Raw genomic sequence first — 13,363 nt, 5'->3', positions numbered from 1 at the left:
AGGCGACGAGACGGGGAAACATGATCGAGACCACTGCGGACATCAACGGCGATATCGTGGCCCAGCGCCGCGCCCATATCCTGACCATCGCGCGCGGCGCGGGCAGCGTGAGCGTAGACGATCTAGCCGAGCGCCTTGGCGTGACCCCCCAGACGATCCGCAAGGACCTGAACGTGCTGGCGGGGCAATCGCTGCTCTCGCGCGTGCACGGCGGTGCGCTCATCACCTCGGGCGTGGACAATCTCGCCTACGACAAGCGCCGCGACGTCGCCTCGGACGCGAAAGCGCGGATCGGTGCCGCCGCCGCCGCGCTGATCCCGGACGGAGCCTCGCTCTTCGTCAATATCGGCACGACCACCGAGGCCGTCGCCGCCAATTTCACGCATCATCGCAACCTGATGGTGATCTCCAACAACCTCAACGTCATCGATACCCTGTCGAGCCACCCCTCGCTCGATCTCGTCAGCGTCGGCGGCAAAGTGCGCACCGGCGACCGCGCCGTGGTGGGGGCGCTCGCCATGCGCTTCATCGAGAACTTCCGCGTGGACTATGCGCTGATCGGCATTTCCGCACTCGACAGCGACGGCAGCCTGCTGGACTTCGCGATCGACGAAGTGGAAGTCTCGCAGACGATCATCCGCAATGCCCGCAAGGTGATCCTGGTAGCCGATTCCTCGAAAGTCGGCCGCTCGGCGCCGGTTCGGGTCTGCGGCATGGACGCCATCGACTTCTTCGTCTGCGACCGTCTAAGCGATCCCGACTTGCGCGGCGCTTGCGAGAGAAACGGCGTCAACCTGATCGAAACGCGGCACTACGACGACTGAGGCGCCCGATCGAGCGCCAGCAGGGCGAAAGTCGCCAACCAGTGCTCGCCCATGTAATCGCCCGCGAGGTGGGGCAACGCGGCTTCGAGGTGGCGCTCGGCGATCTCTTCCCCGGCGCGGCGGACGAAGTGCGCTTCCGGCAGGCGCGCCGCGATCTGGCGCCAGCACCAAGCGCGGCTGAGGTTGAGTCCGTCGAGATGGGCGATCTTGCCGTCGCTCCGGTCCGAGACGAAAGCCGGCACCAGCAGGGTCTCGGGACGTCCTTCGGCAATGTCGGGAAGGAAGGCGTCGAACCAGTTCGCGAACGCTAGGGGAGAGAGCACCCGGCTCATCGCCAGAGCTTCCGTCAGGGTGGGTGAGAGGAACTCGTCGCCGGACGGCTCCCAGGCTTGCGCGGCGCGGTCTCCGGCGAACCAGTCGCGCAGGCGGCTCTCGATCAGGGCGGCAAGGCTGCTGCGTCGATCCGTCGCCCATTCGTGCGCGAGCACGAGCGCGAAGGCCGAATTGCTGTGGATGCCGTGGCGGATCGGGTACGTCAGCTTGGGGAGGTGTTCCTCGAAGCGCTGCGCGAATATCTCCGCCAGCGGCGCGAGGGCCTCGGCCCAGTCCTGTCCCTCGTGGAGGGCGAGTTCGTGGTGGAGCGCCAGCAGCCAGCCCCAGCCGTAAGGGCGCTCGAAGCCCAGCGACAGCGGGCGAGCGAGATAGGCGATCTCCCCGGCGATCTTCTCCGGCACGAGTATGGCATCGGCGCGTGCCCGAATGGCCTCGGCTTCCGGGATACCGGGGAACAGGCGGAGCAGGCGCATGACCTGCCACCAGCCATGGACGCAGCTGTGCCAGTCGAAACTGCCGTAGAACACCGGATGGAGCGCGGAAGGCGTCTGCGCGTCGTCCGGACCATTCAGCATATGGTCGAGCTTGTTGGGATATTCGCGGCCTAGGTGGCCGAGAGTGAGCTGCGCGAAATGCGAGGCATGCGCCGCCGTCAGGATCGTGGTCATCGGGAGAACCCCAGGAAATAGAGGAGAAGGATATTGGCCGCCAGCATGGCGAGCGCCGTCGGCGCCTGGGCGCGAATGACGCCGTATGGATCGCGCAAGTTCAGCAAGGCCGCCGGGACCAGGTTGAAGTTGGCCGCCATCGGCGTGAGCAGCGTACCGCAGAAGCCCGCGAGCATCCCGATCGCCGCTACGGCCGCGGGGTCGCCATGCTGCACGGTCACGAGCAGCGGCGCACCCATCGCCGCGAACATCACGGGGAACGCGGCAAGGGCATTGCCCATCAGCACCGTCAGCAGCGCCATGCCCGTGCAATAAAGCGCCACTTGCGCGAAAAGACTGTCGCCGGTGTCGACATGGTCGAGCAGGCTGCCGACCGCCGTACCCATCCCGGCCGCCGCATAGATGATGCCGAGGCTGGCCAGAAGCTGGGGCATCAAGATCGCCCAGCCGAGACCGTCGGCCAGCCGCACGCCCTCGCGCAAGGGCGCCTCGGCGCTGGTGCGGAACCAAACCATGCAGATCACCGTCGAGGCCAGCGCGCCCAGCCCCAGCGAGACGAGCGTGGCGTCGGAAGCCTTGACGATCCCCGGCACCGACTTGAACAGCACCGTCCCGGCCAGCGCGATCGCCGGGATCGCCAGTGCGGGCAGGAACAGGCGATTTCCGTAGCGCGAGGCGGCTGCTTCCTGTCCGCCCTCACCCGAAGCCGGAGCCGGAGCCGCGCCGGTGCGGCCAGACGACGCGACCGCTACGATGACGATCGCCAGCACACCGTTGGCCATATCGCCGATATGATCCCCGAGCAGGAAACTCAGCGCGATCAGACCCCAGAGCAGCGCCGTGGCGCGGCCCTTGCGGTCCCTCCGGTGAAGCGCCGTGACCAGCGCGAAACCGAGGAACATCGCGCCCGCCAGCGCATAGACAAGCTCAAGCCCGATCACGCGGTTTCACCCAAGGAAGCCTTGCGCCTGCGGTCCAGCAGCAGGACGCGCCCGCCATGGATCAGCAGGGCAGCGATCGCGGTCGGCACCGCCCACATCGACAGCGTGAACGGCTCGGCCTTCATGCCGTAGCCCTCCATCACTCCTTTCATCAGCAGGATCGAGCCAATCGCCAGGAAGATGTCCTCGCCGAAGAACAGGCCGATATTGTCGGTCGCCGCTGCCAGCGCTTTGGCGCGGTCCGCATCGACCTGCGCACCGTCCTGCTCCGCCGCCGCTTCCGCCATTGGCCCGAGCATCGGCCGGACCATCGTGACCTGCCCGCCAAGCTGGGTGAGGCCCACGGCGGACGTCAGCTGGCGGGCCAGCAGATAGGCGAACAGCAGCCGCCCCAGCGTGATGGCGCGCAGCCCCCGCATCAACTGCCTGGCGCGTTCCTGCAAGCCGTGGCGTTCGAGCAGCCCGATCGTCGGAATGACGAGGAAGACCGCCGTGACGAACTTGTTGGCATTGAACGCCGCCCCGAACCGCGCGAGCAATTCGGGAAGCGGCAATCCCGCCGCCAGCCCGGCGGTCGCCGCCGAAGCCAGCACGACCGCCAGCGGATTGATCCGGGCCACCAGCCCGGCGACGAGAACGACGACGGCTAACAGAACCAGCATCTCGTGCTTCCCCCCATATCAGCTTCAGTCAGCGGTTTCGGCATCGGACGGTATGCCGAAGCCGCCACCGCCCGGCGTTTCTATGACGATGGCATCGCCGATGGCCAGAGGCACTTCCGCCGTGCCGCCCAGATCGACCCGCGATCCGCCCGCGCGCTCGACCCATTGCCGCCCGGCCTGTCCTGCCGCGCCGCCCTGAAGGCCGAACGGACCTTCGCTGCGCCGCGACGAGACGATGGTCGCGGTCAGCGGCTCCAGTGCCATGACCCGGCGCACCACGCCGTCGCCGCCGCGATGGTGCCCCGCGCCGCCCGATCCCTTGCGGATCGCGAAGCGTTCAAGCCGCACCGGATAGCGCATTTCCAGCACTTCGGGATCGGTGATGCGGGTGTTCGTCATGTGGGTATGGACCGCTGAGGCGCCGTCCGCCCGCGCGCTGGCCCCGGCGCCGCCGCAGATCGTCTCGTAATACTGGACGCGCTCATTGCCGAACAGGAAGTTGTTCATCGTCGCCTGTGCGCTCGCCGTAGCGCCGAGCGCGCCGAGCAGGGCATTGCAGACGGCCTGGCTGACTTCGGTATTGCCCGCCACAACCGCCGCACCGGGATGGGGCGAGAGGAACGTGCCTACCGGCACGACGATATCGAGCGGAACCAGGCACCCCTCATTGAGCGGCAGATCGGCATCGACCAGACAGCGGAAGGCATAGAGCACCGACGCCCGCGTGACCGCCGGAGGCGCGTTGAAATTGCCCGGACGCTGGGGGTCGGTGCCGGTGAAGTCGATCGTCGCGCTGCGGCGCGCGCGGTCCACGCTCACTTTGACCCGCAGCCGTGCACCATCGTCCATACGGTAGTCGAAAGCGCCGTCGCCGATGCGGTCGATCACCCGGCGCAGGCTCTCCTCGGCATTGGCCATCATGTGGCCGACGTAAGTGGAGACCATGGACCAGCCATAGCGGCGCAGCAGCGCCATGATCTCGCGAATGCCAGTCTCGTTGGCCGCGACCTGGGCCTTGAGATCGGCCACGTTCATGTCGGGATTGCGCGCCGGATAGCGCGCTGCGGCAAGCAGGTCGCGCAAGGGCTGTTCGCGGAACGCACCGCCTTCGAGCAGCAGGAAATCGTCGATGACGACGCCTTCCTGCTCAAGACTGGTCGAGACCGCCGGGGTCGAACCCGGCGCGATGCCGCCGATATCGGCATGATGGCCGCGATTGGCGACGAAGAAGCGGATCTGCTCTCCCGCCTCGTCGAAGACCGGGGCCACCACGGTCACGTCGGGCAAGTGCGTGCCGCCGCGATAGGGATCGTTGAGCGCGACCATGTCGCCCGGCTTGAGGCTGCCGCCGCGCGCCGCCAAGACCGCGCGCACGCTCTCACCCATGGCGCCGAGATGGACCGGCACATGCGGCGCGTTGGCGATCAGCTTGCCCTTGGCATCGAACAGCGCGCAAGAGAAATCGAGGCGTTCCTTGATGTTGACGCTGGTGGAGGTATGCCGCAGCACCGCGCCCATCTGTTCGGCCACGGCCATGAACATGTTGTTGAACAGTTCAAGCATCATCGGATCGGCGACTTCGCCTTCACGCCCCGTCAGCGCAGCCGAGGCACCTTCGTGTCGCAGGACCAGATTGCCCCAGTCGTCCATCGTTGCCGCCCAGCCCGGTTCGACCACGGTGGTCGCCAGCGGTTCGCGGATGAGCGCGGGGCCGATCACGCGGTCCCCGGCCAGCAATGCTGCACGGTCATAGACGGAAGCCTCGGTTTTCGCCCCTTCCGCCCAGAGCGCCATATGCGTGAGAACCGGCAACGCCTCGCCTTCCGGTCGCCGCGCCAGCCGGGGCATCGCGACGGCCTCGCCCGGCAGGATGACTTCGACCTCGATACTGTCGACTACCAGCGCACGGCCGGGCGTGGAGAACCCAAAGCGAGCGACATGGGCCTTGTCGAAGGCCTCGGCCATCGCCTCGGCGTGGTCCAGCGTCACCGCGATTCCGGTGTCGGTGCCCTGATAGCGCAAGTGCACGCGGACTTCGGTGCGCAGCGCAGCGTTTTCCCCGCCCGTCGCGATCGTTTCGGCCAATTGCGCCCCGATCCCCTCGGCATCCGCGCGCAGGTCCGCAACCGTTCCGGCATCGAGCGGCCGCTCTATCGCCACCCGGCGCACGTCGCTGCGATCGGCCAGCCCCATGCCATAAGCCGAAAGCACCCCGGCGAAGGGATGGATGAAGACGGTGGAAATGCCCAGTTCCGCAGCTACCATGCAGGCATGCTGCCCGCCTGCGCCGCCGAAGCACTGCAAGGTGAAATCGGCGGCATCGTGGCCGCGCTCGGTGGAGACTTCCTTGATCGCCCGCGCCATTGCGGCAACGGCTACGCGCACGAAGCTTTCGGCCACCTCGCGCGGATCGGTGGTGCGTCCGGTCGCCGTCTCCACCTCCTGCGCAAGCGCGGCGAAGCGCTGCGCGACCACGTCCCGGTCGAGCGGCAGGTCTCCGTCCGGCCCGAAGATCGCCGGGAAGAACGCAGGCGCGATCCGCCCCAGCATGACGTTCGCATCTGTCACCGTCAGCGGCCCACCCCGGCGGTAGCACGCGGGGCCGGGATCGGCCCCCGCGCTGTCCGGCCCGACGCGGTAGCGCGCGCCGTCGAAGTGCAGGATCGAGCCGCCGCCCGCCGCCACCGTATTGATCGCGATCATAGGCACGCGCACTTTCGCGCCCGCCACTTCGGCATCGACTACCCGCTCCAGCGCGCCTGCATAGAGCGCGACGTCGGTGGACGTGCCGCCCATGTCGAAGCCGATGATCCGCTGGAAGCCCGCCGCCTGCGCCGTCCGCGCCGCGCCGATGACGCCGCCCGCCGGGCCGGACAGGATCGCGTCCTTGCCCTGGAAGGTGGCGTGCTCGGTCAGCCCGCCGCTCGACTGCATGAAGTAGAGCGGCACATCGCCCAGCCGGTCGACGACGCGGCCGACATAATCGCTCAGAACCGGCGAGAGATAGGCATCGACGACCGTGGTCGAGGCGCGCGGCACCAAACCGAGCAGGGCGCTGGTGCCGTGGCTGGTCGAGACTTGCGTGAACCCTGCCTGCCGGGCCAGTTCCGCCAGCCGCCGCTCCACCTCGGGGTATTTCCAGCCGTGGACCAGGGCGATGGCGCAGGCCGCGATTCCTTCAGCGCGATGCCGCGCGAACATCCGCGCCGCGGCCTCCTCATCGAGCCGCGAAATCGGATTGCCGTCGACATCGCAGCGTCCGCCGACTTCCTCGACCGCGCTGTAGAGCTGCCGCGGCAGCCGGATATCGAGCGCGAAAAGATCGGGGCGGCTCTGGTCGCCGATTTCCAGAAGGTCGCCGAAACCCTCGTTCACCACCAGCAGCAGCGGCGCGCCCTGCCGTTCGAGCAGGGCATTGGTGGCGACCGTCGTTCCCATCTTCACCCCGGCCACGAGTCCGTTCGGCAGCGGCGCATCGAAGTGGAGGCCGAGCAGGCTGCGGATCCCGGCCGTGGCGGCATCGCGATAGCGCTGGGGGTTTTCGCTGAGCAATTTGGTCGAGACGAAAGTGCCGTCCGGGCGGCGGCCGACGATATCCGTGAAGGTGCCGCCACGATCGATCCAGAACTGCCAACCCGACGCCATCACACACCCCGACGATTTACCGATAAATTGTCAATGAACAGCGTCTCGCATTACCTGTCAAGCGCACAGGCATGCTCTGGCCGGAGCATTGACAAGCCTTCCCCCTCGATTTCATACGATCGCATGAGCGCCAATGAACCCGGTCCGATCATCTCTTCCGCGCATCTTGCCGACGGTGCTTCCCCTGCCCTGTCTGAGCTGGAATTCAGCCTGACCCTGGCCGCCAATGCCTATCAGAAATGGATCGTGCGCTGCGCCGCCGCTGCCGGGCAGCAACTCAGCCCGCTGGAAGTGCTGGTGCTTCACTCCGTCCGCCATCGCGACCGGCCCAAGCGCTTCATGGACCTCATGCTGGTGCTTCATGTCGAGGACGCGCATCTGGTCAACTACGCCGTCCGCAAGCTTTCGAACGCAGGGCTGGTCGAGACGAGCCGCGTCGGCAAGGAGAAGGTCATCGCCGTGACTCAGGCGGGAATCGCCTTCTGCGACGCCTACCGCGCCATTCGCGAGAAAGTGCTGGTAGGCGACGTCAAGGCGTCGCTTAGCGAGGACACGCTCTCGCAGACGGCGGAAAAGCTGCGGATGCTCTCGGGAGACTATAATCAAGCCGCCCGCGCCGCAGCCACTCTATGAGCACAGGGCGTCCGATTTTCCGGATCGCCCAGATCTCCCGACAGTCGGAAATTCTCAGCGGTTCTCGTGCGCGAGTAGGTTCAGGCGCTTGCCGGTCACCAGCGTCTGGATCACGAAGAGCGCCATCAGGATCACGCCTACCGTACCAACGAACAGGTCGAAGCCGGATACCACGCCGAACAGGCCGCGCCCGCTGCCCAGCACCATCATCATCGCGGTGAGGCCAATCAGCATGAAGCGCAGTTCGGTCGGTCCTGCCTGAAGGTAGGATAGCTTGAATTCGCCCAGCACGCGGGCAGCGAGATAGGCATGGATCGACAGCAGCAGATATCCGACCAGCGCCACCATCGCCACATCCATGGTGACGTAAGGGCTGGTGCCGATGCCCCAGACGATCAGCGCCGTCGTCAAACCGTCGCAGCTGTGGTCGATGAAATAGCCGTAGGACGGCCGCTCGATCTTGCGGAAGCGGGCGAGGCTGCCGTCCATGGAATCGCCGAACCACTGCACCACGTAACCGGCCATCGCCAGCCAGAGCCAGTCGGCGGAGAGATTGCTGGCCGCATAGCCGCCGAAGGTCATGAACGCGCCGACTAGGCCCGTAGCGGTCAGCAGGTCCGGCGTCACCCAGCGCGGCATCCGGGCGCAGAGCCATTGCAGGAGCTGTCGCTCGCGCCGCGCCAGCAGGTTTTCCTGGATGCGGGTGGGCGGGGCGGGATGGGCTTCGGTCTTGGCGGTCATGCTGGTCGTCCGGAATTTCTGGCGTTGAGGGGCGTGTCGATCAGGACAGGCCACGGCCAGCCGCTTCCCACGCGCGCGGCTCGCGGGAATTGAATCGAAAAGGATTTGCAGAGTTCCATCGTGGGCTCCTTTATGCGGGAGCGCGTTGGTCTCTCAGTCGCCGGCGCGCAAATTCTGTCGGCGATCCGGCCTCCATAGCGGACCATGTGCCGATTGGCCAGTTGGGCGGGTACAGCCGCCCCGCACCACGATCACTTCACCGATTTAAAGGCGCGAAAACAGCGGGATCGGAGAAAACATCAGCGAAACGAGACCGCCCAGGCTAAGCGCCACGAGAATGGCGCCGGTAAGTTCCATCAACCGGCGCGGCGATATGCGCCGCGTCAGCAGCGCCCCGAACGGCGCGGCGACCACGCCGCCCACCAGCAGTCCCGACGCCGCGATCGTGAAGGATTGCAGGCCCAGCTTTCCGATAAAGGCGGTCAGCACGGTGACGGTGACGAAGAACTCGGCGGCATTGGCCGTGCCGATCGCCATGCGCGGGGTCATGCCCTGCGCCATCAGGTTGCCCGTCACCATCGGCCCCCAGCCGCCGCCCGAAGCATCGAGGAAGCCCGCGATCAGCCCGAGCGGGCCGACCAGCTTCATGCGGCGATAGGATTGCGGGCGCCGCGGCCCCCGCCAGATGAGGTAGAGCCCGACGGCGGCGAGATAGACCAGCACTGCCGGGCGCAGGATCGCCATGTTCACGCTCGTCAGCAACCAGACGCCCAGCAACCCGCCGACAATGCCGGGCATGACCAGCCGGGCGAACAGCGGCCAGTCGACATTGCGCTGCAAGGCATGAGCAATGCCCGAGGCGCCGCTGGTGAAGCTCTCGACCCGGTGGGTCACCGCAGAGGCGGCACCGGGCGGCAAGCCCAGCAGCACCAGTAGTGAGTTGGAAAGCACGCCGAAGCCCATGCCGAGACCGCCGTCCACCAGCTGCGCGAGGAACCCGGCGAGAATGAAAGGTGCAAGGTCGGCCCAGGGAATGGCGGAAATGTCGATCATCCGACCACTTTCCGGCGCAGTGAGGAAGCCGAACGCCCGATCCGGCCCGCCGGGGCCGTCGTCATGAACACCAGCGGGAAACAGAGCGCGATCATCGAGAGCAATACGCCGGGCACCACTGCAACGCCCGCCAGCCAAGGCAGCACCGCCGCCCAGATCGCCGCGACGAGCACGATCATCAGCGTCCTCTCCTGCTCGTGATCGTTGAGCGCCGAAAGATCGGCGTTCACCCGGCCGTCGAACAGGGTTCTGAGGCCCCGGCCGACCCGGCTCTTGTGATCGGTCAGGACGGGGGGAAGCCCGGCATGGGCGAGGCAGCTCAGCCCGGCACCGATCATACGAACGCCGACCGCGCTGGCGAAGCGGCGATAATCGGGATTGCGGTCGCTGAGCGCTCTCAGCCCCGCACGCCCCCCGAAGGCCAGATCTGCCAGGGCGTTGCTTTCCGCCGCCGGAGCGACGACCGGCGCGGCCTCCTCCTGCGTCGAGACCACCCATTCGAGAATGGCCGAAGGCACGTCATAGCCGGTCGCCCGCTCCAGGCCCTGGAAACCGGGGGCCGAGTTCGCCTCGCAGATGCGGTAGCCGTCCTCGTCGAAGAGAATGTCGATGCCGGTCACGTCAAGTTCCAGCACATCGGCGGCCTGAACCGCCAGCTCCGCCATTTCCGGCGGCGGGTTATAGGCGATGCCCACCCCGCCGAGCGAGACGTTGGACTTGAATCCGCCGGTCAACGAACGTCGCTCCATCGCCGCGATCACGCGCCCGCCCACCACCAGCACGCGCACATCGCGGCCATGGCTGGCGCGCACATAGTGTTGAAGGATGAAATCGGCCTGAGCATCGGCGCTTTCGAGCAATCCGGCAAGATCCTCGAACTGGCTGCGATCCTCGCACTTGAGCACGCCCGCACCGCGCGTGCCCTTCAGCGTCTTGACGATGACGGGGAAGCCGAGTTCGCGCTCGACCAGATCCACGTCCATCGGGAAGGTGCCAAGGATCGTGCGCGGCACCGGCAGTCCGGCGCGGTTGAGGCTTTGCAGGGTGTGGAGCTTGTCAGCCACCTGTTCGATGGTTGCCGGGCCGTTGACCAGCCGCACGCCGCGCCGCTCCAGATGGCGCAACAGGGCGAGCGTGAAATAGTCCGTCTCCGCACCCGTGCGACAGATCACGAAGTCCGGGCGCTCCACCAGGCGGCCCTGATAGGTCGTGTTCCAGCCCTCCTCGGCGCCGACCACGAGATCGAACTTGTGCGGATGAAGCACCGAGAGTTCGATGCCCATGATGCTCGCCGCCTCCTGAAAACGGAGGACTTCCGGCACTTCGGAGTTCGCGGGATCGAGTTCGCGATGAAAGAGTATCCAGCCACGCAAGGCGTCAAGTCCCCCAGGGTAGACAGCAACGGACCATTCCGCCTTGCCGTGTGTGACATGTCAATTGATTAAAAACAAAGCACATTAAGCATCATAACGCGCGAGTGGGGCCTTGGTGCCATGTGTCGGTGTTTCCGCCAACGATCTTTGTGCGCCTGTCACACATCGTTGCGATTCCCGGTTCCCTCGCCCGTCCAAGGCTTTATGCACGGGCAAACGAAGCGCGCGTTACGGCGCGAGAAGGAGAGTAAGATGATCCGCCACCTGCCATGGCTTCTCACCGGCCTCGTCGGCGCCGTTTCGCTCGGGGTCGTCGCGGTCTCGCGCGGAGAAACCGTGAACGCGCTGTGGATCGTAGTGGCGGCAGTCTGCTGCTTCCTCGTCGCCTATCGCTATTATGCGCTGTTCATTGCCCGTCACGTCATGAAGCTGGACCCGTCGCGGCCCACTCCGGCCATCCGCCGCGCCGACGGGCTGGACTATGTGGCGACCGACCGCACCGTGCTGTTCGGCCATCACTTCGCGGCGATCGCCGGAGCCGGGCCGCTGGTGGGGCCGGTGCTCGCCGCGCAGATGGGCTATCTGCCGGGCACGCTCTGGATCATCGGCGGCGTCGTTCTGGCAGGCGCCGTGCAGGATTTCATGGTCCTATTCATCTCGATGCGGCGCGACGGGCGCTCGCTGGGCGAGCTGATCCGGATGGAGATGGGCCAGATGGCGGGGACCATCGCCCTGTTCGGCGCCTTCATGATCATGGTCATCATCCTGGCCGTACTGGCGCTGATCGTCGTGAAAGCGCTCGCGGAAAGTCCCTGGGGCATGTTCACCGTGGCGGCAACGGTGCCGCTGGCGATGGTCATGGGCGCCTATACCCGCTGGATCAGACCGGGACGGATCGGCGAAGTCTCGATCCTCGGACTGGTCGGCCTGCTCGCCGCCATCGTCTACGGACAGGCGGTGGCGCAGTCGCCGGTATGGGGACCGCTGTTCACGTTCACGCCGGTTCAGCTGTGCTGGATCCTGATCGGCTACGGCGCGGTCGCCTCGGTGCTGCCGGTCTGGCTCCTGCTGGCCCCGCGCGACTACCTTTCGACGTTCCTCAAGATCGGCGCCATTGCCGCGCTGGCCATCGGCATCGTCATCATGGCCCCGCCGCTGCGGATGCCCGCACTCACCGCATTTGCGAGCGGCGGCGGCCCGGTGTTCTCCGGCGGGCTGTTCCCCTTCCTGTTCATCACCATCGCTTGCGGTGCGGTCTCCGGCTTCCACGCGCTGATCGCCAGCGGCACCACGCCCAAGCTGATCGCCAGCGAGACCGACGCCCCGCTGATCGGCTACGGCGCGATGCTGATGGAAGCCTTCGTGGCGATCATGGCGCTGGTGGGCGCGGCGATCCTCGATCCCGGCATCTACTTCACGATGAACAGCCCTGCCGCGCTGATCGGCACCGACGCCGCCAGCGCCGCCCATGCAGTGAGCGCGATGGGCTTCGCGATCTCGCCCGAGACCATCGCCCAGACCGCGCGGGACGTGGGTGAGCATACCATCATCTCGCGTGCTGGCGGCGCTCCGACGCTGGCGGTGGCCATGGCGGAAATCTTCTCCCACGTCGTTGGCGGACCGGCGATGAAGGCGTTCTGGTATCACTTCGCGATCCTGTTCGAGGCGCTGTTCATTCTCACCGCCGTCGATGCGGGCACTCGCGCCGGGCGCTTCATGTTGCAGGACCTGATGGCGCTTGCCGTGCCGCGCCTGAACGAGAGCAAGAGCCAGATCCCCGGCTTCGTCGCCACCGCGCTCTGCGTCGCCGCCTGGGGCTTCTTCCTCCACCAGGGCGTCACCGACCCGCTCGGCGGGGTGAACACGCTCTGGCCGGTCTTCGGCATCTCCAACCAGATGCTCGCCGCCATCGCGTTGATGCTGGCCACCGCCGTGCTGTTCCGCATGAAGCGCGACCGTTACGCCTGGGTCACTCTGCTGCCGACGGCGTGGCTCCTGGTCTGCACGCTTTCGGCAGGCTGGCTCAAGCTGTTCTCCGCCGATCCCGCCGTCGGTTTCCTGGCGCATGGCGCGAAGTTCTCCGCCGCGCTGGAAAAGGGCGAGGTTCTCGCACCTGCCAAGTCGTTGGAGCAGATGGAGCGGATCGTCTTCAACGACCGGGTCGATGCCGCACTGGTGGCGGTTTTCCTGGCGGTGGTGGTCTCGCTGATGGTCTTCACCTTCCGCACCTGCATGGCCTCGCGCCGCAGCGCCGTGGCGACCGTGAACGAGCTTCCTGCGCATCCGGTGACGGCATGAGCCTGATCGCAACCTTGCGCCGCATGGCCCGGCTGATGGTCGGGGTGCCGGACTACGACGACTATGTCCGGCATATGGCCGCGCACCACCCGGAGCGCCCGGTCATGGACCGCAAGGCGTTCTTCCGGGACCGCCAGGAGGCGCGGTACGGCGGCAAGAACGGCGGGCGGTGCTGCTGATGAAACTCCCATG

At 66.7% G+C, this 13,363-nt stretch carries 11 protein-coding genes; 4 read left to right on the top strand and 7 right to left on the bottom strand.

The features are described from left to right. The first annotated feature begins 20 nt into the window (after positions 1-20). Entirely contained in the window at positions 21-824 is an 804-nt protein-coding gene (locus AC4D6D_RS21465) for a DeoR/GlpR family DNA-binding transcription regulator (protein ID WP_491327549.1), read from the top strand. Here AC4D6D_RS21465 and AC4D6D_RS21460 read toward each other — a convergent pair. Genes AC4D6D_RS21460 through AC4D6D_RS21445 form a run of 4 tightly spaced genes read right to left on the bottom strand, consistent with a single transcriptional unit; the run spans position 812 to position 7,073 of the window. Then, a complete protein-coding gene (locus AC4D6D_RS21460; RefSeq protein WP_491327548.1) occupies positions 812-1,825 on the bottom strand; it encodes a DUF2891 domain-containing protein in 1,014 nt (337 codons plus the stop codon). The two genes, AC4D6D_RS21465 and AC4D6D_RS21460, sit on opposite strands and share 13 nt — an antisense overlap. Beyond that, positions 1,822-2,766 carry a 5-oxoproline transporter, DUF979 family subunit gene (locus AC4D6D_RS21455; protein WP_491327547.1) on the bottom strand — a complete coding sequence of 315 codons (945 nt, stop codon included), beginning with the start codon at positions 2,764-2,766 and terminating at the stop codon, positions 1,822-1,824. Before AC4D6D_RS21455 ends, AC4D6D_RS21460 begins: the two co-directional genes overlap by 4 nt. Further along, positions 2,763-3,428 carry a 5-oxoproline transporter, DUF969 family subunit gene (locus tag AC4D6D_RS21450; RefSeq protein WP_491327546.1) on the bottom strand — a complete coding sequence of 222 codons (666 nt, stop codon included), beginning with the start codon at positions 3,426-3,428 and terminating at the stop codon, positions 2,763-2,765. The genes AC4D6D_RS21455 and AC4D6D_RS21450 overlap by 4 nt, the downstream gene beginning before the upstream one ends. A 24-nt stretch (positions 3,429-3,452) precedes the next feature. Then, positions 3,453-7,073 carry a hydantoinase B/oxoprolinase family protein gene (locus tag AC4D6D_RS21445; RefSeq protein WP_491327545.1) on the bottom strand — a complete coding sequence of 1,207 codons (3,621 nt, stop codon included), beginning with the start codon at positions 7,071-7,073 and terminating at the stop codon, positions 3,453-3,455. A gap of 123 nt (positions 7,074-7,196) precedes the next feature. On the opposite strand from AC4D6D_RS21445, the gene AC4D6D_RS21440 reads away from it, so the two are divergent. After that, positions 7,197-7,706, top strand: coding sequence for a winged helix DNA-binding protein (locus tag AC4D6D_RS21440; protein WP_147217362.1), 510 nt, complete (start codon positions 7,197-7,199; stop codon positions 7,704-7,706). Positions 7,707-7,760: 54 nt separating this feature from the next. On the opposite strand, the gene AC4D6D_RS21435 is transcribed toward AC4D6D_RS21440, so the two are convergent. From AC4D6D_RS21435 to AC4D6D_RS21425, 3 genes are all read right to left on the bottom strand, one after another. Then, positions 7,761-8,447: a CDP-alcohol phosphatidyltransferase family protein gene (locus AC4D6D_RS21435; RefSeq protein ID WP_491327544.1), complete on the bottom strand. Its 687-nt coding sequence runs from the start codon at positions 8,445-8,447 to the stop codon at positions 7,761-7,763. Positions 8,448-8,711: 264 nt separating this feature from the next. Beyond that, entirely contained in the window at positions 8,712-9,500 is a 789-nt protein-coding gene (locus AC4D6D_RS21430; protein ID WP_491327543.1) for a sulfite exporter TauE/SafE family protein, read from the bottom strand. Further along, positions 9,497-10,822, bottom strand: a complete 1,326-nt coding sequence (locus tag AC4D6D_RS21425; RefSeq protein WP_491328791.1) for an ATP-grasp domain-containing protein — start codon at positions 10,820-10,822, stop codon at positions 9,497-9,499. Before AC4D6D_RS21425 ends, AC4D6D_RS21430 begins: the two co-directional genes overlap by 4 nt. A 303-nt stretch (positions 10,823-11,125) precedes the next feature. On the opposite strand from AC4D6D_RS21425, the gene AC4D6D_RS21420 reads away from it, so the two are divergent. Together AC4D6D_RS21420 and AC4D6D_RS21415 are read left to right on the top strand one after the other, a co-directional pair. Beyond that, complete coding sequence (locus AC4D6D_RS21420) at positions 11,126-13,171, top strand: carbon starvation CstA family protein (RefSeq protein ID WP_491327542.1); 2,046 nt, start codon at positions 11,126-11,128, stop codon at positions 13,169-13,171. Further along, positions 13,168-13,350: a YbdD/YjiX family protein gene (locus AC4D6D_RS21415; RefSeq protein WP_491327541.1), complete on the top strand. Its 183-nt coding sequence runs from the start codon at positions 13,168-13,170 to the stop codon at positions 13,348-13,350. The genes AC4D6D_RS21420 and AC4D6D_RS21415 overlap by 4 nt, the downstream gene beginning before the upstream one ends. The last annotated feature ends 13 nt before the right edge of the window (positions 13,351-13,363 follow it).

It is taken from the genome of Novosphingobium sp. BF6 (genome assembly GCF_058273105.1).
The sequence above is the reverse complement of the archived record's forward strand: the minus strand, read 5'-3'. Positions and strand labels throughout refer to the sequence as shown.

Excerpts from the sequence above, each read along its gene's own strand:
- AC4D6D_RS21465 (WP_491327549.1), top strand. The coding sequence starts at position 21 with ATGATCGAGACCACTGCGGACATCAACGGCGATATCGTGGCCCAGCGC.
- AC4D6D_RS21460 (WP_491327548.1), bottom strand. The coding sequence starts at position 1,825 with ATGACCACGATCCTGACGGCGGCGCATGCCTCGCATTTCGCGCAGCTC.
- AC4D6D_RS21450 (WP_491327546.1), bottom strand. The coding sequence starts at position 3,428 with ATGCTGGTTCTGTTAGCCGTCGTCGTTCTCGTCGCCGGGCTGGTGGCC.
- AC4D6D_RS21445 (WP_491327545.1), bottom strand. The coding sequence starts at position 7,073 with ATGGCGTCGGGTTGGCAGTTCTGGATCGATCGTGGCGGCACCTTCACG.
- AC4D6D_RS21440 (WP_147217362.1), top strand. The coding sequence starts at position 7,197 with ATGAGCGCCAATGAACCCGGTCCGATCATCTCTTCCGCGCATCTTGCC.
- AC4D6D_RS21435 (WP_491327544.1), bottom strand. The coding sequence starts at position 8,447 with ATGACCGCCAAGACCGAAGCCCATCCCGCCCCGCCCACCCGCATCCAG.
- AC4D6D_RS21430 (WP_491327543.1), bottom strand. The coding sequence starts at position 9,500 with ATGATCGACATTTCCGCCATTCCCTGGGCCGACCTTGCACCTTTCATT.
- AC4D6D_RS21420 (WP_491327542.1), top strand. The coding sequence starts at position 11,126 with ATGATCCGCCACCTGCCATGGCTTCTCACCGGCCTCGTCGGCGCCGTT.
- AC4D6D_RS21415 (WP_491327541.1), top strand. The coding sequence starts at position 13,168 with ATGAGCCTGATCGCAACCTTGCGCCGCATGGCCCGGCTGATGGTCGGG.